Origin of the sequence: Gardnerella massiliensis (assembly GCF_003408845.1) — a bacterium.
Lineage (GTDB): Bacteria > Actinomycetota > Actinomycetes > Actinomycetales > Bifidobacteriaceae > Bifidobacterium > Bifidobacterium vaginale_H.
The window spans coordinates 23222-43645 of record NZ_LRTV01000006.1; the positions used below are offsets into that span (position 1 = coordinate 23222).

20 protein-coding genes are annotated in these 20424 nt (G+C 46.6%); all 20 read left to right on the plus strand.

Features of this window, described 5'->3' with window-relative positions; translation table 11 throughout:
• The first annotated feature begins 39 nt into the window (after positions 1–39).
• The 20 genes from AXE77_RS06925 to nucS all read left to right on the plus strand — a co-directional run bounded on the left by AXE77_RS06925 (position 40) and on the right by nucS (position 20255).
• Positions 40–543, plus strand: coding sequence for a fluoride efflux transporter FluC (locus AXE77_RS06925; protein WP_116712138.1), 504 nt, complete (start codon positions 40–42; stop codon positions 541–543).
• Complete coding sequence (locus AXE77_RS03300; RefSeq protein WP_116712139.1) at positions 543–953, plus strand: fluoride efflux transporter FluC; 411 nt, start codon at positions 543–545, stop codon at positions 951–953. Before AXE77_RS06925 ends, AXE77_RS03300 begins: the two co-directional genes overlap by 1 nt.
• 18 nt (positions 954–971) lie before the next feature.
• Positions 972–2312 carry a ClC family H(+)/Cl(-) exchange transporter gene (locus tag AXE77_RS03305; RefSeq protein ID WP_116712140.1) on the plus strand — a complete coding sequence of 447 codons (1341 nt, stop codon included), beginning with the start codon at positions 972–974 and terminating at the stop codon, positions 2310–2312.
• Between the two features lie 134 nt (positions 2313–2446).
• A complete protein-coding gene (locus AXE77_RS03310) occupies positions 2447–3679 on the plus strand; it encodes a CpaE/TadZ family protein (RefSeq protein WP_205727524.1) in 1233 nt (410 codons plus the stop codon).
• Positions 3672–4769: a TadA family conjugal transfer-associated ATPase gene (locus AXE77_RS03315; RefSeq protein WP_116712141.1), complete on the plus strand. Its 1098-nt coding sequence runs from the start codon at positions 3672–3674 to the stop codon at positions 4767–4769. Before AXE77_RS03310 ends, AXE77_RS03315 begins: the two co-directional genes overlap by 8 nt.
• A gap of 57 nt (positions 4770–4826) precedes the next feature.
• Positions 4827–5417 (plus strand): pilus assembly protein TadB, encoded by a 591-nt coding sequence (locus tag AXE77_RS03320; RefSeq protein ID WP_116712142.1) that lies wholly within the window; start codon positions 4827–4829, stop codon positions 5415–5417.
• Positions 5418–5477: 60 nt separating this feature from the next.
• Complete coding sequence (locus AXE77_RS03325; protein WP_116712143.1) at positions 5478–6083, plus strand: type II secretion system F family protein; 606 nt, start codon at positions 5478–5480, stop codon at positions 6081–6083.
• A 196-nt stretch (positions 6084–6279) separates the two neighbouring features.
• Positions 6280–6555 (plus strand): DUF4244 domain-containing protein, encoded by a 276-nt coding sequence (locus AXE77_RS03330; protein ID WP_116712144.1) that lies wholly within the window; start codon positions 6280–6282, stop codon positions 6553–6555.
• Positions 6556–6591: 36 nt separating this feature from the next.
• A complete protein-coding gene (locus AXE77_RS03335) occupies positions 6592–6969 on the plus strand; it encodes a TadE/TadG family type IV pilus assembly protein (protein ID WP_430886651.1) in 378 nt (125 codons plus the stop codon).
• A complete protein-coding gene (locus AXE77_RS03340) occupies positions 6966–7370 on the plus strand; it encodes an Rv3654c family TadE-like protein (protein ID WP_116712146.1) in 405 nt (134 codons plus the stop codon). The genes AXE77_RS03335 and AXE77_RS03340 overlap by 4 nt, the downstream gene beginning before the upstream one ends.
• 120 nt (positions 7371–7490) lie before the next feature.
• The gene (gene dnaX / locus AXE77_RS03345) at positions 7491–9962 is read left to right on the plus strand and encodes a DNA polymerase III subunit gamma/tau (RefSeq protein ID WP_116712147.1); all 2472 of its coding nucleotides are present in this window, start codon (positions 7491–7493) and stop codon (positions 9960–9962) included.
• Between the two features lie 6 nt (positions 9963–9968).
• Complete coding sequence (gene recR / locus AXE77_RS03350; protein WP_116712148.1) at positions 9969–10577, plus strand: recombination mediator RecR; 609 nt, start codon at positions 9969–9971, stop codon at positions 10575–10577.
• A 146-nt stretch (positions 10578–10723) separates the two neighbouring features.
• The gene (locus tag AXE77_RS03355) at positions 10724–11488 is read left to right on the plus strand and encodes an aspartate kinase (RefSeq protein ID WP_116712149.1); all 765 of its coding nucleotides are present in this window, start codon (positions 10724–10726) and stop codon (positions 11486–11488) included.
• Between the two features lie 110 nt (positions 11489–11598).
• Entirely contained in the window at positions 11599–12168 is a 570-nt protein-coding gene (locus tag AXE77_RS03360; protein WP_116712150.1) for an ACT domain-containing protein, read from the plus strand.
• Positions 12169–12261: 93 nt separating this feature from the next.
• Positions 12262–13329, plus strand: a complete 1068-nt coding sequence (locus tag AXE77_RS03365; RefSeq protein ID WP_116712151.1) for an aspartate-semialdehyde dehydrogenase — start codon at positions 12262–12264, stop codon at positions 13327–13329.
• A 64-nt stretch (positions 13330–13393) separates the two neighbouring features.
• Positions 13394–14014 (plus strand): DUF5701 family protein, encoded by a 621-nt coding sequence (locus AXE77_RS03370; protein WP_116712152.1) that lies wholly within the window; start codon positions 13394–13396, stop codon positions 14012–14014.
• A gap of 141 nt (positions 14015–14155) precedes the next feature.
• Positions 14156–14857, plus strand: coding sequence for an ABC transporter ATP-binding protein (locus tag AXE77_RS03375; protein WP_116712283.1), 702 nt, complete (start codon positions 14156–14158; stop codon positions 14855–14857).
• A 22-nt stretch (positions 14858–14879) separates the two neighbouring features.
• On the plus strand, positions 14880–17687 hold the full coding sequence (locus AXE77_RS03380; RefSeq protein ID WP_116712153.1) for an ABC transporter permease: 2808 nt from the start codon (positions 14880–14882) through the stop codon (positions 17685–17687).
• Between the two features lie 329 nt (positions 17688–18016).
• Complete coding sequence (locus AXE77_RS03385) at positions 18017–19450, plus strand: amino acid permease (RefSeq protein WP_116712284.1); 1434 nt, start codon at positions 18017–18019, stop codon at positions 19448–19450.
• An 88-nt stretch (positions 19451–19538) separates the two neighbouring features.
• On the plus strand, positions 19539–20255 hold the full coding sequence (nucS, locus tag AXE77_RS03390) for an endonuclease NucS (RefSeq protein ID WP_116712154.1): 717 nt from the start codon (positions 19539–19541) through the stop codon (positions 20253–20255).
• Positions 20256–20424: the final 169 nt, after the last annotated feature.

The window sequence follows — 20424 nt, forward strand, 5'->3', positions numbered from 1 at the left end:
TCGTTTTGGTTTATAGCGAGAGTTTTGAAAAGGGTGAAAATGAGTAAAATAGGCGAAAAAAACCGACAAAATAACCGCCGCTTATATTTGTTAGTTTTTATTGGCGGCACGTGCGGAGCGTTTGTACGTGGAGTAATTTCTTCCTGCACACACGTAATTAGTTCAGTAGACAAGCAATCTTCTATATTCGGGCAGCTTACTTTAGGTACATTTTTGTCCAATATGATTGCGTGCTTCATTTTCGCTCTCGTCACTGCAATATCGGTTAAAGCGCTATCTCAAGAAAAGCAAATTTTGTACAAATATGCGCTAGGAACGGGGTTTTGTGGCGGATTGTCAACGATGTCTACTTTTGCATTTGAAGGTGCGGTATCTTTTATGGCTCCGCGCGCGACGTTTGCTATTGTAGGTATGATTTTTTCTCTGATTTTTGGCGTTGTTATGGCGTTTGTTGGCAATTGGATTGGCTCAGGAATTGCGAAGCATATTAACGGAAAACGAGAGCAAGCTGTTGCAGAAACTAGTACGAAGGTGGTGAAGTGATGAATTCTTTATACATTTTCATTATGTTTGTGTTGCCTTGCTTTTTTGGCGGTTTAGGCGCTGTTTTAAGATGCGCGATGACTAAAAAAATTTCCACTTCACACGTCAGTGAAGTTCCTGTTGCGACTTTGTTTATTAATTGCTTAGCTTCGTTTGTTTTAGGCGTTGTGTCTAATGTTTTCATGGTTACGGTAACAATTTTTGGAGCTAATTTTGTTTATTTGATGATTTTGGGTTTTTTGGGCGGATTTTCAACTTTTTCCACCGCTATTTTTGAAGGTGTGCATCTTATTCAATCCAAGCGTATAAAAGAGGGCCTTTTCCTACTTGTTGCAGAGCTGATTGCGCCATTTTTGTCTGCTTCTGTTGGCTATGTTGGCTCTCAAATTTTGCTACTTTCGTTGGTTTAGTATTGGAAAAATAGGGATATGGTTAATGTTGTGCGTGGATTAGTTGCGCGAGTACGTGGTGCTTTAACTCAGCTTCGCTGGAAAGTAATAATTTCTGGCGTATTTATTGGCATAGTTTCTGGTTCTCTTGTTGCACTTTACAGGCTTGGCATTGAATGTGGCACAGATTTTGCGCGCTGGGTGTATTTGCAGGTTTGGCACAATATGTGGTGGCTTGTAGTGTGCTTGGTTTTTGCTGTTATTTTTGGGCTTGTTATTGGTTGGATGAGTCTTAAAGAAAGCATGGCTTCCGGAAGTGGCATTCCGCAAGTTGTTGGCTATGTTAATCGCGGATTGAATATGCGTTGGCATACTATTTTGCCGGTTCGATTCGTTGCTGGTTTGCTTGGTTCTTTGTTTGGATTGTCTCTTGGTCGTGAAGGCCCGTCGATTCAGATTGGTGCTTGCGGCGCGCAAATGTTGTCTAGAATATTCCGCAAGGGTAAGCGTAACGATATTCAAGAGCATTATGTGGTAACCGCTGGAGCTGCTGCTGGGCTTTCTGCAGCATTTTCTGCGCCACTTTCTGGTGTTATGTTTGCGTTGGAAGAAGTTCAGCATGGCATATCTTCTACGGTTTTGATGGGTGCTGCTGTCGCTTCTCTTTTTGCTGATTTTGTTTCTCAAACTTGTTTTGGGTTGCGTCCTGTGCTTGATTTTGGGCAGATTCCGGATTTGCCTATGGGCCTGCATTTTTGGCTGATTCCTCTGGGTATTTTTGCTGGTTTTGTAGGTTCTTTAATGAACCGTTCGCTTCTTGGTTTGCAAACTTTGTATGGTTATTTGCCTAAGTGGATGCCGGTTGTTGTTGCTTGTTTAATTGCGATACCTGTGGGTTTGTTCTTGCCGGAAGTGCTTGGTGGCGGTGCTAATCTTGTGCGACTTTCGGAATATGGAAAAATAAGTATAGTTATGCTGTGCTTGCTGTTCGTTGCAAAAATGCTTTTTACTTCAACGAGTTTCGGTTGTGGTGCTCCGGGTGGTATTTTTATGCCGATTCTTGCCGTAGGTGCGCTTGCAGGTGGAGTGGCAGCGCGGAGTATTACGAGTATTCCTGTTTTTGGCGTCGACGCTAGGTTTGTGTCTGTGTTTGCGGTATGCGTAATGGCTGGCACGCTGTCGGCTTCTGTAAAAGCGCCGTTGACTTCTATTCTGCTCACTGTGGAAATGTCTGGAACAATGATTCACACGTTGCCTGTTGCGGCTTCTGCTTTTATTGCGCTGCTTGTGTCGGATATGTTGCATACGAAACCAATTTATGGTGAGTTGCTGGAACGATATATGCAGACTCATGGTGATCTTGTGTTACAAAATGCGTGATATGCGTTATGCTTTGCAAAGCGCGCTATGTGGATAAGTTTTGTTGAATTTTCAACGTTTCTTAAGCTTTTAACCACAATGGTTGCGTAACCTTGCGCACTTGCCGCTTCATGCGTTTCAATAGGCGCATGAGTATGAATACGAATAATAAATTTGTTTATGCGGAAAATAGTGCCGATAATCGTATTGGCAGTTGCGCTAGTACTTACGCAAGTACTTACGCAAGTGACGTACAGCTGAGACAACGGTATGCGTATTCCCCTCCAACTATTGCTGGCGGCGAACGTAACGCACTGTCTGAAGTAGCTACTTTGCATGAATCTATCTCACGCAAAGAAGTTGGCGCGTTGGATGATTGCACCATTATGACAACTGTTTCACCCACTGGCGCTACGTCGTCGAGCGAGCTTTCTAATACTACTGAACTATCAAACGAATCGTTGCAGCCGTTGCCGTCGAATATTGTGGTGGGAACTGCTGCTACGGACGGTATTGGTCTTAGTACTTCGCTTGCTCTTCTTGCGCGGCATATGAGCGATGCAGGTTATCGGGTTGCTCTTATTGACGCTGATTTAGCGCATGGCGGTTTAGACGTGTTGCTGGGATTGGAAGATGATGAGGGCAGACGTCTGCAAGAGGTAGAAGCTCCGCTAGGGCGTTGTGATGGTTATGTGTTGAGCAACGAGTTAATCCACTGGAGTGGGGTTGATGTGCTCGCTTTTGCGCCATGGCAAGGTGTGAAGCCGGATCCTTGGGTTGTTGAAGCGGCTATTCGTGCGCTTGCTGAAGTTTACGATGTAGTTGTAGTGGATATTGGTGCTGGTGATTCTGCGAAACAAATGTATCAGGCGATTCCGCAGCTTGTTCGTGCTGCCACGGTAGCTGCTGTTGAGTTGTCGGTACTTGATTTAGCCCGTTTTCGTGCATACATGAAGACGTTGCGTGATACGTATGGCAGTGACGTGTTCGCTGGCGCTTTTACAATGTTGGGGCTTGCTCCTCGCGGATTAACTCAGCGAGCGTACGTGTTGGATGTCGACGAAGCGGCACAATATTTGTCAACTTCACTACTTGGTGCACTTCCGCACGTTTCTCGTCTTTACACGGATATGATAGGTGGCTACGGTATTCGCAATGTACCTTCATCTATGGAATCAACAATAAAACAGTTAGAACGTTGGCTTTTGGAGAATGCTATGTCGTATGCGAGCAATTCTTCTGCTCGGTACGGTCGTTCTCAATATAACGGGTGTACTCAATATAACGGCCGTTCTCAATATAGACGTACGTCGAAAACTGGTGCCCAAGCTCATGCTAGGCGCTCGCAACGTAACACTTCTCAATATAGGGGAGGCAAGTATGCGTGAACAAGTTGTTCGTGATTTAGATTTTGGTATATTACAAGAATTTGCTAGCGACAAGCGTGTTACCGATATAGTGGTGAGCGAGAGGGGTCGAGTGTGGGTGGATTATGGCAAAGGTTTGTGCGAACGTGCTATGCGAGTGCCGTTAAAAAACCCTGCATTATTGCGAGAATACGCAGTGTGGTTGTGTGCGCAGGTTGGTAAAAGGCTGGATGATGCGTGCCCTATTGCTGATGCTTCAAGCAATTCGGGCATTCGTATTCATGCTGTGCTTGCTCCGGTAGTTGCGCAAGGTGCTGCTCTTTCTATTCGATTTCCGTCACCGCAGCATTACGATTTGCTGTCTTTAAGCAACCAAGGTATGTTTCCTCAGGAGCTTATTGCTGTACTCAGCTCACTCGTGCGGCTAAGAGCCAATATTGTTATTACGGGAAGTACTGGTTCGGGTAAAACTACGTTGATGAAGGCTTTGCTTGCGGATGCCAATAAGGATGATCGTATTGTTTCTGTGGAAGAAACGCGTGAGTTGGGAGAACTTACGGCAAATCATGTGTCGCTCAGCGTTCGCGAGGCGAATGTTGAGGGGGCAGGTGAAATTGGGCTTTCTCAATTGGTAAAAGCAACGTTGAGAATGCGTCCGGATCGTATTATTTTGGGCGAATGTCGAGGAGAAGAAATTGCGGATTTACTTCGCGTTTTTACTTCCGGGCATAAAGGTGGTATGACGACGCTTCATGCGGATCAGGTGGAGAAAGTTCCTGCAAGACTTATGGCTTTAGGTTTGCTTGCAAAATTGGAGCCTCAGGCATTGTGCGCGTTGGCAGCTGGGGCGTTTGATGTTGTTATTCACGTTGAGCGCGCTAACGATGGTAAGCGTATGATTCGTGAGATTGGCGTATTGCAATCATTATCGGGTGGCTCGGGTTTGCAGGGTATTCCTGTATTACAGCTTAATCGTGATTCGCGTGGGGGCGTTGCTATAAATGCGACGATGGCGTGGGCTGATTTTGCTAAGAAGTGGCAGATTCCGGAAGATATTACTACTGTTCGCCATGCGACGGTGGGTGAGTGTCAACTTGCGGAATATGTGTAGCATGATTCGTGATTATTTCGTAAGTGCAGTATAGGTACAGTATAGGTGAGGTGAACTATGGATATTGAAGAAGCACTTGCGTCTCTTGTTGCTTCCCTTAAAGCCGGTTCGACTTTTGAGAATATTATTTGCAACGATGCTGCGGTTCGACGAAGTGGCTCGAATCATGTGGTTGTGAATGTGGATCTTATCTATGCTTGGCTTGCGTCTCGTTGTTTGCAGTCGGCGAATAATATGTCGTCTCGTAAACGGAGGAATCTTGAAGAGCATATGCGCCAGGTTGCTGAAAATATTGCGGCTGCTTATGAACTGAGCAACACGCTGGGGTGTGCTATGTCGGAATGTGTGGCAGCAACTGCTGCTTCATCTCATGCGAAAAAACGTGGGGAAGATTTGCAATCTGAAGTTGCTGCGATGCCTGAAGCCACTATAAAACTACTTACGGCGTTGCCTCTGTTAGCGTTATTGGCTGGTCAGCTGCTTGGAGGAAATCCTCTCGCTTTACTGGTGACTACAGCTCAAGGTTGGGGGCTGCTTGCCGTTGGTTCTGTTTGTTACGGTTTGGGCTTGGTTTGGGTACGTTCTATGTTGCGTATGTCGCGTCATGCTATGGATTGTGCTGCGATGAGAAGTCAATACGAAAGTTAATACGGAAATTAATACGGAAATTAAATTCACAAAATAATTAATTGAGGGGGTGCTTGAAATATGTGGCAATTGTGGGTTGAGGTACCGATTGGCATGGCAATGGTATGGCAGCTGTGCAATATGAGACTAAGTTCGCGCGCATTAGATGAGCGATCTGAGATGCTTGCTAATCGCATAGCTGTGAAATACGAATGGCGAGTTAGTGCCGTGGAAGATATCGATCCTTTGCTTGGTTTACACATGATTATCGTTGCGCTTAAAAGTGGTGTTGCGATTCCTCGAGCGTTACGGGCTGTTGGTGATGCGCTTCCTGGAGGCAAGGGAATGTGGATGTGTAATGTTTCGCATGCGCTTATTGCCGGTGATGCTTGGCGTGAGGCGTGGTCTCCTCCCTACTCTCCTTTGACGAGTAATCGAAAACCTGGCGCTTCTGTTACGCTTGCCAGCTGGCTTCAATCAACGTTGCGCGAAGCGTGGTGTTTGGGATCTTCTCCAGTGCCGGTGCTGATTGCGCTATCTCAACATTATGAACAGACTATGGCGAATGTTGCGAGAAAAGAAACTTCCCGGTTATCGGTGCGATTGTTGCTTCCAGTAGGATTGTGTTTTCTGCCGGCTTTTATATGCATTGGTATTGTGCCGACTGTGGCGTCGATGATGCATTAAATGCGTAGATGATGCGTGCAAACTGTAGCTTTTGTGAAATGTGTAGTTACGAGTCATATTTTCTTGCAAAATAGCCATTGTTTGGGTTGGGAAGCTTTTATCCACATTGCTTATTTTTGCTTGGAGGCTGAGAAGTAAACTGTCACAATGTTGTTATCCGAAAAGTTCGGATATTTGAAGGGAAAGGTAAATTTCCATGGTTGGGATGATTCAAACACTTGCAGTTCGATGTGCTACATCGATGATGTGGGTTGATGAACAATTAACAGTAGTAGAAAAAAATTTGCGGAAAAAAGGTACGCAGTATGCTAAAAAGCTGCAGTGTGAAGATGCTGGAGCGGTTACTGCAGAATATGCTGTGGTGCTGATTGCTGCTACAGGTTTTGCCACACTTTTGTTTCTGCTTTTGAAATCAGACGAAGTGCGTAACACATTATCTGAATTAGTGAAAAAAGCTTTGAAAGTTGGCTAATTAAGTGATGTGTTAGGTAAATGAAATGAGCTTATGATGCTGAAAAATATATTGCAGAGACGTATATTTCGTAAGATTATTTCGCGAGATTGTGGAACGGTAACTGCTGAATTTGCTGTAGTACTACCTTGTGCAGTAGTGATTACGCTAGCGCTACTCGGCCTTGGCCGAGCGGTGATATGTACTATGAATTGTCACGATGCTGCAATGCAGGTGGCCTACTATATGGTGACTCATCGTAATGATAGTGCCGCTTCAAGTATTGTTGAGCAGATTGCTGGTCCGGGTGCTTCGGTGCAAATCAGTCGCGGCGGGAATACGGTAAATATCGTGGTGAAATGTCCTCTTATTCCGGATCCTCTTCATATACTGCCCGCTATGGTAGAAAGTCATGTAAATCAGGTTCTGGCATGAAACGACAGGTACACTGCATACAACATGCAATACATTGTGCGCATAAGCAAGGCAAGCGAGTGGACTGTGGCTCCGGCACAGCCCTTGGTATTCTGCTGGTGGTTACAGTCTGCTCGATGCTCGTTTTCCTGGCTGTGCTTGGACATGTTTTAAGCGCAAAACATCAAGCCCATGAAATTGCTACGGCGGCGGCGCTATCTGGGGCTTCCGTACTACAGCGTATGGAAACTCACGCTTGTGAAGCGGCTTCTCGCACTGTTACTGCAAGTAAAGCTACTGTTCAATCGTGTTCGGAGACTCGCGACGAAGTTACGGTTCGAGTTGAAGTAGCTTTGAATATTCCTTTTGCAAAAAGCGTATCTGCTGCTGCACGTGCCGGGTTGGAAGCGTGCGAAAAGTAACGTTCAGTATTATCGTTGCGCGATGTTGACGTGATATAAACGCGAATGACGGGTGGCAGTTGCTGCTAATCTGAAATAAGATGTATTGGGGAAATAGTTAGGTAGCGGTAGGTTAAAATCATGGCACTTGCACTGTATCGTAGGTATCGTCCTGACACGTTTGATGGTGTTATTGGGCAGGATCAGGTTACTATACCTTTGTCGAGAGCATTGGATCAAGGCAAGATTACTCACGCGTACTTGTTTTCGGGTCCTCGCGGCTGTGGCAAGACGAGTTCCGCTCGCATTTTGGCGCGTTGTATCAACTGTGAAAAGGGGCCAACTTCACACCCGTGTGGTCAATGCCAGAGTTGTAAGGATTTAGCCACTGGTGGGGCTGGTTCTATTGATGTGGTAGAAATCGACGCGGCGAGCCATAACGGTGTTGATGATGCTCGAGAATTGCGCGAACGTGCTGGTTTTGCTCCAGCTCGTGACCGTTATAAGATTTTTATTCTCGACGAAGCGCATATGGTAACTCCTCAAGGTTTTAACGCATTGTTAAAAATTGTGGAAGAGCCTCCTGAGCATGTGATGTTTATTTTTGCTACGACTGAGCCGGATAAAGTGATTGGTACCATTCGTTCGCGCACTCATCATTATCCGTTCCGTTTGGTTCCTCCGGAAGTGATGGGACCGTATCTTGAAGATGTCTGCAAGAAAGAAAATATCGTTCCTGCTCCCGGCGTGCTGCGTCTTGCGATGCGTGCTGGCTCAGGTTCGGTGCGAGACACACTTTCGGTGCTCGATCAGCTTATGGTTGGTGCGATTGATGGCGCTATTTCGTTAGATTCTGCCGTTGCTTTGCTTGGTTTCACTCCAAGTGCGTTAATTGGTGAAGCTATTGATGCGCTTATTGAGCACAATGGTGCTGTTTTATATGACGTAGTGCGTCGCGTAGTAGTTGGTGGTTACGATACGCGCAAGTTTGTGGAAGATTTGCTTGGGCGGGTGCGAGATTTGCTGCTTATGGTGTCTGCTGGGCAACAGGCAGCTTTGGAACTTCTTAACGATATAGCTCCTGAAGATCTGGAATCGTTACAAAAGCAGGCCACTAAACTTACGTTACCTGATTTGGCTAGTATGGCTCAAACTATTAATGCCGCTTTAAGTGGCATGGCTGCCGCTTCTTCTCCGCGCATGAATTTGGAAATTTTGATGGCTCGACTTCTCGCTGACGCTGAAACTAAAGTTGCAGTTAGTGGCGATCGTTTTGTTAGTAGCCAATCTACTCAACATAATCATGCTGAAAATAAGCAAGCAAGCGCGCCTGCTACTAGAGGAAGTCATTTTATTGGCTCTCAACGCAACCAAACTACTAGCCGTACTGAGCCAACGTCCCCAGTAGTAACGAATTCTTCGGCAACGGTTGCGCAAGTTCCTGCAGAGCAGCTTATGCAACATAACGTATCGGAAAGTTCTCCTGAACCTGTTCAACCTGTTCAACCTGCTCAATCTGCTCAATCTGTTCAACCTGTTCAACCTGTTCAACCGGCACGTAGTGTTGACGAAATGTGGGATGTTGTAGTAGCAAAGCTTCCGGAAGATTCGCGCGAATACGTAACGAGACAGCACGTGCCAACAGTGCAGCTTAGTGATCCTCAGGCGGGCCGTCAGCGTTTGGTGCTTACTTTTAACGAGCCAATGAGCCAGCATGCTTTTGCGCTCGCTGTGTGTACGACTGCGCCGTACGACGGCCAAAAAGTGCCGAAGGTGGTTATGAATGTTGTGCGCGAAATATTTGGAGCCAACGTCATGATTGCTCCAGCTCCTATGGCGGCAAATGGTGAAGCGGTGGAGTCGGTTGCGCGTATGGATCCGCAAAAGTTGGCCCAGGTAAAGCGTGATATTTTGCTTCGTAAAACCGGCATAACTGCTGGTTTTGGCGGGAAGACAGCTTCCGATAGCGGCGGGGATGAAAAAGCTCAGGCTAAAGAAGCCCAGGCTAAAGAAACACAAGCTAAGGAAACCCAAGCTAAGGAAACACAAGCTAAGGAAAGTCAAACTGAAGAAAGTCAAACTGAAGAAAGTCAAAACGAAAAGGATTCTTCGGATTTTCACGCAGCTGATGGCTCCGCAGCATCAGTAGTATCCGACAACACTGCGGAAGCTGAGCTTAGTGTTGACGATGACGCTTGGGCGGACATGTCTTCTACGCCAATTGCTGACGTTATGGCTGTGCCTGTTCAGCGTCAAACGCAAGTGAATACGCCTCAGGAACAACAAACCCAAGCACCTGCACAAACCCAAGCACCTGCACAAAACCAAGCACCTGCACAAAACCAAGGTTACGTTCGTGCGCAATCGTCTTCGGCGCCTCAGCGCTCGCAAAATTTACCTGACGCTCCAATAGTTGCGCCAACTACGCCTAAAAATGGAGCGTCTGCTGACGAATGTTCTATGGACGATGCCTCACTTGAAACGTCTAACTCCGTAAGCGTAGATGATCTTAAGCAAATGTTTGAAGTGAAAACCGTTGAAGAATTTGCTGCTACGGATCCTAAAAATCCAAAAAATGCAAGCAACAATGCAAAGAAAAAACAAGAGGAGTAGTGAACTGTGCACAACGCATCGTCGTATGATGGGGCTATCGGTCGGCTCATTGACGCATTCGCCAAACTCCCGGGAATTGGCCCTAAAGGTGCTCAGCGCATCGCTTTTTACATACTTTCTGCACCTGACGCAGAGGCTCAATCTTTAATTGAGGCTATTAATAATATGAAAGAAAGTGTGCGATTTTGCGATATTTGCGGCAACGTGTGCGAACAAAGCCCATGTAAAGTATGTGCCGATCCGCGTCGAGATCATAGCAAAATTTGTGTCGTTGAAGAACCTAAAGACATTATGAGTATTGAGCGCACTCACGAGTACACCGGTGTTTACCATGTTCTTGGAGGCGCTATAAACCCAATGGCGAACGTCGGACCGGGGGATTTGGCAATTACGCAACTACTTGAGCGTCTCAAAAATCCGCAAGTAAAAGAAATTATTCTCGCTCTCGATCCTAATATTGAAGGTGAGGCGACGGTTACCTACTTGGCTCGTTTGCTTGATCCTCTTGGGATTAAAGTAACGCGCTTGGCGAGCGGTTTGCCGGTTGGTGGAGATTTGGAATATGCGGATGAAATAACGCTTGGACGCGCGTTTACTGGCCGCCAATCTGTGTAGCGCTTCAACGCAATGGTTTGGAAACGTAATAAAACGTAATAAAACGTAATAAATAGAGCATAGTTGGTACGCTAATAACAAAACCGAAGATTTTGCACACTTTTTGTGAGTTTGTTTGTAACAACATGATCTTTAAGGGGTAAAAATTGGCGCTTATCGTACAGAAATATGGTGGCTCTTCTGTAGCTGATACCGATGCCATACAGCGTGTTGCTAAGCGAATTCTTGCTACAAAAGCAGCGGGCAATGATGTCGCGGTTGTTGTTTCGGCAATGGGCGACACTACCGACGATTTAATCGACCAAGCTATGAGTGTTAATGCGCATCCGCCGGCTCGTGAAATGGACATGCTCATGACCGCTGGCGAGCGCATTTCCATGAGTTTGCTTGCTATGGCGATTCATGCTCAAGGTTCGCACGCTTATTCTTTCACCGGTTCGCAAGCTGGTTTTATGACGGATACGAAGTTTGGTGCGGCGCATATTCGCGCTGTTAAGCCAGATCGCGTTCGTCTTGCTTTAAGCAAGGGGAGCGTGGCAATTGTGGCTGGGTTCCAGGGTATTAGCGAAATCGGCGACGATACTACTTTGGGCCGTGGTGGTTCCGATACGTCAGCAGTAGCGCTCGCGGTTGCGTTGGGCGCGGACGTTTGCGAAATTTATACGGATGTTGACGGCGTTTTCACTGCGGACCCGCGTATTGTGCCAACGGCTAAGCGTATTCCGGTTATTGATTATGATTCGATGCTGGAAATGTCGTCTTGTGGTTCTCGTGTGCTTGCGTTGCGTTGCGTAGAGTATGCTCAGCGTTTTGGCATGCCGTTGCATGTGCGTAGTTCGTTTTCGCGCAGGAACGGTACGCTTATTGTTCCGCGTGACGTAGATCCACATAGTTTACCTAATTTGAGTTAATTTTAAGTATTAGTAGATAAGCAAGTATAGTCGGTAAATAAGTTGGTAAATTCGCTACATATAGTTAGCGAGTAGATATAGTTAGCAAGTAGAAATTAAGGGCGGTAATAATGGTAAATCAGGATATTCGTTCTACCATGGGTGATTTGTTCCCGGATTTAGGAGCTGAAACGCCTATTATTTCGGGTGTTGCGCACGACCGCAGCGAATCCATGATTACAGTTCGTGGAATTCCCGACATACCTGGAATGGCTGCGAAAGTGTTCACTACTCTCGCAAAAGCTAATGCAAATATAGATATGATTGCTCAAGCAAGTGCCTCTACCGGTACTGCGGATATTTCCATTACTGCACCTAGCTCGTCGACTGAAGCGGTGCGTAGTGTTCTTGAAGCTGCTCGCGACGAGTTGAAGTTCACTTCTATGGATGTAGATCCTACGGTTGGCAAGGTTGCAGTTGTAGGCGTCGGTATGAAAACGCATTCTGGTTTGGCTGCAACGTTCTTCACTGCATTAAGTGAGCATGGTATTAATACGCTAATGATTTCTACTTCTGAAATTCGTATTGCTGCTTTGGTCCCGGTTGATCAGCTCGACGAGGCGGTTCGCGCGTTGCATACGGCTTACGGTTTGGACGCAAATCAAATTGAAGCCGTTGTTTATGGGGGAAGCGGCCGCTAAATTCGCCTAAATTATTTGCCTAATATTTATTAAGGCACATATTAAGGTACTTATCAAGTTACTTATTAAGGTACTTACCAAGGGAGAAATAAAATGACGATTATCAATGAAACTGGCGTGAACGTGGCGATTTTAGGAGCTACGGGCCAGGTTGGTATGGTAATGCGCCGTGTGCTTGACGAGCGCGATTTTCCAGTTCGTAACTTGCGTTTTATGGCTTCTGCTCATTCTGCGGGTACAGTTTTGCAATATCGTGGCAAAGACGTGGTTGTGGAAGACGTTGAAAAAGCGGATTTAAGCGGGATTGATATCGCTATTTTTTCTGCCGGCGGCGGAACCTCAAAAATTTGGGCGCCAAAATTTGCTGAAGCTGGCGCAATTGTAGTAGACAATTCTTCGCAATGGCGTATGCACGACGACGTGCCGCTGGTGGTTGCGGAAGTAAATCCGGAAGATTTAGACAATATTCCAAGCGGAATCGTTGCCAATCCTAATTGCACTACGATGGCTTGCATGCCAGTATTGAAGCCACTCGCTGACGCTTTTGGTTTGAAGCGTCTTATTGTGTCCTCTTATCAGGCTGTTTCGGGTGCGGGCCGCGCTGGTGCTTTGCAACTTATGAACGAAGCTAAGGCGGCGCTAGATCAGGGTGCGGATAAGCTGGTGTTTGATGGTAGTGCTATTGATTTTCCAGAGCCTACTAAAGTTGTGCGCACGATTGCTTTTAATGCGGTACCGTTTATTGGTTCGCTTGTAGATGATGGTTCCGAAGAAACTGACGAAGAGCAGAAGCTGCGTAACGAAAGTCGTAAAATTTTGCACTTGCCAAATCTTGCAGCGTCTTGCACGTGCGTGCGCGTGGGCGTTTTTACTGGCCATGGTATGAGTGTTAATGCCGAGTTTGAGCGCGATGTTACACCAAATATGGCTCGTGACGTATTGCGCAATGCTGCAGGAGTGGCGCTTGATGATATTCCTACTCCGCAGCTTGCTGCTGGTAAATCTGCAAGTTACGTAGGTCGTATTCGTCAAGACCAGGCTGTGGAAGCTAAGCGCGGTTTGGCAATGTTTATTGCTAACGATAATTTGCGTAAGGGTGCTGCGCTAAACGCTGTTCAGTTGGCGGAAATTATAGCCAAAAAGCGACATTTTGCTGGCTGATTTTGCCGATTTATTACGTATTGTAGCGCTCGCAATTGTAAGATTTTTTGCGTAAACTGGAAGTATGTCAATAGCATCGGAAGAAATTCGGCGACAACTTGATCGCATTGTAGCGCTCGGGTATCCGGATGTGGCGGATATGAGCGCTGATGCTTTTCGTGCGCTTGCGCGTCCGCTGTTGCGCGCGCTTGAACGGAGCGATTTGGGAACTAATATTGTGCTGGTTCCTACGCGCGAATTAGTGTCGCCTGAATCTTTGATTGCGCGCACGAGTATTGATCGTATGGCTGGTTTTACCACTATGCCTCCGCGAGATATAGCGAGTTTTCTTCCACAAGATGGTTTTGAACCTCCAGAAGGCCCGTTTTACTTGGTTGTTGACCCGCATGCTGGAGGCTCGTATTTGAATCGTGAGCCGGACGTAGCTCGTAAGCTTATTGATTCCGACGAGCGTTTGCCGTTGACTTTGGAAGAAGGCTTAGCGGTAGTGACTCAGCATACTGATTGGTTGCAGAACAAGAACGGCTTCAATCTTCTCGGCTCTCAGAGTGCTGACGGGCGCGTTCCTAGCATTTGGATGAGTCAGAATGCTCCACGTTTGGGTGCAGTTTGGCCAAATTCTCGTCACACTTGGCTAGGCAATGCGTACTGTATGGCTCGCAGGGGAGTGTCGCTACTTAAGTAACGAATAAAATTAAGTAGTAAATTGCAAATAGCGAAAAGTTAAGTAGCAACAAGTTAAGTGACGAATAAAAGTAATAAATAAATTAAGTAATAAATAAATTAAGTAATACTAAATTACGTAAAAAAGTAGCGAAGGTGCATGGTGGCATATATAACATTTGATCACGTAGTAAAAGAGTATCCTTCCGGTTCGGAAGTTGTGCGTGCGCTAGACGATGCCAGTTTTACCGCGGAACGTGGCCAGCTTACGGTTATTTTAGGAGCTTCGGGCGCTGGAAAAACTACGGCGTTAAATATCCTCGGCGGCATGGACACTGCCACAAGTGGCCGTGTGGTAGTGGGAGATTGTGACGTGAGTAAGCTGAAGGGGAAGGGCCTAGTTCGTTACCGTCGCGAAGATATTGGTTTCGTTTTTCAGTTTTATAATCTCGTGCCAAATTTAACAGCTTTAGAAAACGTTGAGTTGGCTTCTCAGATTTGTGCAGACCATTTTGATCCGGCGCAAACGCTTGCAGATGTTGGTTTGAAAGATCGTCTTCACAATTTTCCGGCGCAACTTTCCGGCGGCGAGCAGCAGCGCGTGTCTATTGCGCGTGCGTTAGCAAAGAAACCGAAGCTGCTGCTGTGCGACGAACCTACGGGTGCTTTGGATTACGAAACTGGTAAGGCTGTGTTGCAACTTTTGCAAGATATTTGCCGCACGGAAGGTATGACAGTACTCATTATTACGCACAATGCAGCAATCGCACCGATGGCGCATAAAGTGGTGCGATTCCGTTCGGGCAAAGTAGTGAGCGAAACCGTGCAGGAGCATCCTGCGTCAATTGCGGATATTGAGTGGTGACTAGGATTGAGTGGTGACTAGGATGAGCGTCGGCAATAAAACTAAGCATACAAAATCGTTAGGTACGAAACGTTCTCGCTCATTATTTCCGGCACTATTTATAAGTGCCGTACGAATGTGGTGTAAAGAATGGCGACGTTTCTGCGTTTTAGCAGTTATCGCTATGCTAGGCGTTGCTGTGCTCACCGGCATTTATGCAGGCTGTAACGACATGCTGTTGGGCGCGAATAACATGTACGCTAAGTTGCGCTCGTATGATTTACAAGTCGCTTCTACGCTGGGGCTTACGCGTGACGACGTAACCGCGTTGAAATCTTTGCCAGCCGTAAGCGAAGTGGAAGCTGAATATTCCAGAAAAGCAACCGCTCTCCCCGCAAGTGACTCAACTTCCTCATACGCAGTGAACTTAGTCCACTATGTCAGCGCACGCAAACAACTTAACCAGCTGCACTTATTGCGCGGCACAATGCCTTCTAATACTCGCGAAGTCGCTGTAACGCAACGCTTCCTGCACGATAGCGGCCTGCATATTGGTGACACTGTAGTAATTACAGTGCAACAGCGCAAGGAATCGTCCAATAAGGAATCGTCCAATAAGGAATCGTCTCATAAAGAAAATCCAGCAAAAACTGAGAAAAAGAACGAAACTTACCGTTTGCGCATAACAGCTAGCGTGCTCGATAGCAACGATTTGAACAATCCTGACGGCTACCAGTCGAAAGCCTTCCGCAATTCCGTCACCTCACGTTACCCTATGTTCACTTTTGCTGACTTTCGTAGCGTTAAAAAGTTACCTTATACCGTTATATCGGTGAGACTGAAGTCAGCGCAAAACGTTAACACATTCTCCCAAGCCTACAGAAATATAGTTGACGAAGCTTCGAAACAGATTCACGAGCGTGTGCAAGTTACACGCGAAAAGGCGAGACGTAACCAACTCGTTGACAATCTTACCAATCTTGAAGCGCGGCGCATTGTTGCTTCCGCGAAGAAGCTCAAAGGCGCCCCAGAGCAAGTAGTAAAGCAAGCGTACGAAAAGGTTCGCGAGCGCATAAAGCCAGCTATAGAACGGCGCGTTCCACAAGCTCGATGGCATGTTATTACGCGAATTGCAAACGAAAGTTACGCAAGCTTGCGTTCAGATATAGCTTCGATTCAGTCGCTCGGTTACGCGTTTCCTGCAATATTTCTTATCGTCGCCATGATGATGAGTCTTACTGCCATGGCACGCATGGTTGAGGAGGAACGTGGGCTTATTGGAACTTACTTAAGTTTGGGGTATGGTCGTTCAGCAGCCGTTACCAGACACGCGTTCTTTGCTATTCTTGCCTGCATTATTGGCGGTGGTATTGGCGATATTGTTGGTTTTTTGGCGATTCCTTCGCTGCTTTTGAAGATTTTGCACGGATTGTACTCTGTGCCGGACGTAACTTTGCGATACGACTGGCTTTACGGATCGTTGTGCGTGCTCGCCTTTGTTATACCAGTGGCGGTGTGCACTATTGTGGTGAGTTGGCGTGAAACAAGGCAAGTTCCGGCGCTATTACTTCGTCCAAAAGCTCCTCGCGCCGGCGCTCGCGTATTGTTGGAACGCTTGCCTTGGATTTGGAATCGCATGAGTTTCCTCAATAAGGTGACGGTTCGTAATCTTGCGCGATTTAAGGGCAGACTGTGCATGACTATTGGTGGTGTGGCCGGGTGCACTGCGCTTATTGTGTGCGCGTTGGCGTTGAACGACACTGTTGCAACCTTGGGTATCCGTCAATATGAGGGAATTTACCGTTACGATATGATTGCCGTTTCTGCGCCTGAATCTTTTAAGCGTATGCAGAGCAGTATCGAAAATGATAAGTCTAAGCATCGTATAGAAACGGTGCTTGCTTCATACGTAAGTTCTGGGGAGATTGCAAAGTATCAATCTGACGGTAGCGATAAGTCTCAGCACCACGCAACTGAAGATGCTGAAAGTGTGCAGCTTATTGTGGTAAAGGATGCTGCTACGTTGGCTCGTTTGGTGCGTTTGTGCGATGTCGACGATAATTTGCGTCAGGTTCCGCTTAATGATGAAGGGCCGTTACTTTCGCAAAGTGCTGCGGCTTCTTTGAATATTGGTCGCGGCGACAAAATTGCGATTACGAACGTAAGTTTCAAGCGGGCCGTTGTTAAGGTGCGTGCTATTGTTCGCAATCTTATCGGTTCTAATATGTATATGACTGCGCGTTGTTACGAGCGTTTGTTTGGTGCGAAAGGTGCGAAAGACGCAACCGCTGCAAAGCAAGGGCAAAGCGTGAAGGAAAACGCGTTGATTATGCGTTTGCGTGGTAGTGACAACGCGAGGATACGGTACGCTGATGCGTTTGCTGAGCGCGATGGCGTGCTGCGAGTTATTAATATTACGCGCATGAAGCACGCTTTTAGTTTTGACCTTATGAACGCTGTGGTTGCGTTGATTATTGCGCTTGCTGCGGGTTTGGCTTTGGCTGTGCTGTTTACGTTGGCGAGTACGAATATTTCGGAGCGCGCTCGCGAAATAGCTACGCTTAAAGTGCTTGGTTTTTACCGGCGTGAAGTGCATGCTTACGTGCATAAGGAGATGCTGATACTTACGTTGGTTGGTATTGCTGTCGGATTGCCGTTGGGTAGGTTTATTGCTGGTATGCTGACGAGCGCGTTGCGTATGCCATCGTTGTATTTTGAGGTGGAAGTTGCTCCGTTGAGTTACGGTATTGCTGGCTGCGTAACGCTTATTTTTGCCTTGATTGTGCAATGGTCTACGAATCCTGCGCTTGATCGTATCGATCCGGTTAGCTCGCTGAAAAGTGTGGAATAATGTGCGAAAGTGCGAAAAGTGCGGAAGTATAAAGGTGCGAAATAAGCGCGGATTGTGGTGAAAATTTGTAAGTTTGCCGGCGAATAGTTACGGGTTCCTATAAAATGGGAATTTCGTAATCACTAGGAAACGGAGTTATGATAATGAGCAAGACGGCAAATAGCGGTATCGGGGCAGGTTCTCAGCATGCTGAATCCCCTGCAACAGCTGATGATTCGTCTTCTCATATTCAATCTCATATTCAAGCTGGTGTTCAATCCGATATCTCAACCGCTATTAAGTCAGCTGACGATTCTACGCAGGAAGCGCTAGGCGACCACACGAATCAGATGGAACGCAGTCTTACCAAGCGTCATGTGCAATTTATTGCTATCGGCGGCACGATTGGTACGGGCTTATTCCTTGGTTCCGGAAAATCTATTAGTTTAACCGGCCCGAGCATTGTGTTCGTGTACATTATTGTTGGTTTGATTATGTTTTTGCTGATGCGTGGCATTGGCGAACTTATGTATAAGGATCCGAACCAGCATACGTTTATTAGTTTTATTACGCGTTACCTTGGTAGAGGTTGGGGTAATTTCGCCGGCTGGTCGTACTGGTTTGTGCTTGTGCTGATTGGTATGAGTGAGATTACGGCCGTGAGCACGTATTGCGTCACGTTTTTCCAAACGTTTGATATTGACGTAAGTCATTGGAAATGGCTTATAGAAGTAGTGTTCTTGGTTGCTTTAGTGTGCATTAATTTGGTTGCGGTGAAGCTGTTTGGAGAAACAGAGTTTTGGTTCTCTATGATTAAGATCACGCTTATTGTGGCACTTATTGCGACTGCTGCCGTAATGGTGGTGATTGGCTACCATTATCCTGCAACGCCTCTGCATGGTGGCGTGATAAGTCCGGCTGGCCACGCTGGTTTCGATAATATTTTCAATAATTTTTCGTTGATGCCTAACGGCTGGCTCGCTTTCTTGATGAGCTTCCAAATGGTGTTTTATGCGTATCAGCTTATTGAGTTTGTGGGCGTAACGGTTTCGGAGACGAAGAACCCTCGCCAAGTGCTGCCGAAGGCTGTGAACGAAATTATTATGCGCATTTTGATTTTCTACGTTGGCGCTCTTGTGGCTATTATGCTTATTGTGCCGTGGCAGCGGTTTAAGGCGACGAATGCTGAGGGTGTATTTATGTCACCATTTATTATGGTGTTCCAATACGCTGGTTTGCATTGGGCTTCGGCTTTGGTGTTCTTCGTGGTTATTACGGCTGCTTCTTCTGCGCTTAATTCTTTGCTGTATTCTGCTGGCCGCCACATGTATCAGATTGCGCTTGAGTCGCCTTCGCCGCTGTTGGGTAAGTTGCGTAAGGTGTCGCGTACGAAGGTTCCTGCTCGCGCTATTGTATTTTCGTCTGCTTTGATTCTTCTTTCTCCGGTGGTTAATTCGATTCCTGGCGTGCATGGAGCGTTTATTCTGTTTGCTTCGGCTTCTTCTGCAGTGATTATCATGATTTATATTTTGATTATGGTGACTCACCGTAAGTATCGTAAGTCGGCTGATTTTATGCCGGACGGTTTTGTGATGCCGCATTATAAGCTGTTGAATTCGCTTACGATTGCGTTCTTTGTGTTTGTGTATATTACATTGTTTATTAGCGACGATACTCGCGCTGCCGCAATTGGTGGTTTGGTTTGGCTTGTGTTGTTTGGCGGTTATTGCGCGTTGCATGAGCATTGGCAGAATCGTGATTTGGCTGAAGCACTAGGTAAGTAGGCAAGTAGGTAAGTGACTAAGTAGCGTTTTTCGTTGCGCAATTGCTGTTATGTGATTGCAATTATGTGATTGCTGTTATGCTTGCTGTGTGCGAATTATTGTTGCGGATTGTAGTGCTGAGTATACGGGCCGATTAAATGCTACGCTTCCTCAAGCGAAGCGCGTGCTGCTTATTAAGGCCGATGGTAGTGTGCTGATTTTTTCGGAACTTGGCGCGTATAAGCCGCTTAATTGGATGGTAGCTCCTTGCACTATGCGCGTGCTGCGTAAGGAAGATGGCGAGGATTGCGCTGATACCAATTCTGGAGTTGTGGCGGACGGTTGTGTACTTCGCGTTGCTGCGGATAAAACTGATGATTTGCTTGTGATTTCGCTTGAGCATGTTTATAGCGACAGTACGTACGATTTGGGTGAGGATCCTGGCTTGGTGAAGGATGGTGTTGAGGACCATTTGCAGCGCTACTTGGCTGAGCAGATTGAGCGTATCGGTGAAGGTGCTACTTTGGTGCGTCGCGAATATCCGACTGCTATTGGCCCGGTGGATATTATGGCCCAGGATGCGGATGGTGTGCATGTGGCGATTGAGATTAAGCGTCATGGTGGTATTGATGGCGTGGAGCAGCTTACGCGTTACTGTGATTTGTTGAATCGTGATCCGTTGCTTAAGCCGGTGCGTGGTATTTTTGCGGCGCAGACGATTAGTCCGCAGGCGCGCGTGTTGGCGGAGGATCGTGGCTTTACTTGTTTAATTCTTGACTATGACGATATGCGTGGCGTAGAGTCCACGGACCTCCGTCTTTTTTAATCCCCGCTTTGGTGGTTTTGGAACATTTGCCGGAGAAAAAACTCCGGCAAATGTTCCAAAAAACGGCTAAAACAGCAACAAACGCTGGGAATTTTCCGGAGAATGTTCCAAAAACCCACCAATTCAGCAACAAAACCCGGAGAAAAGTCTCCGGCAAATGTTCCATAAA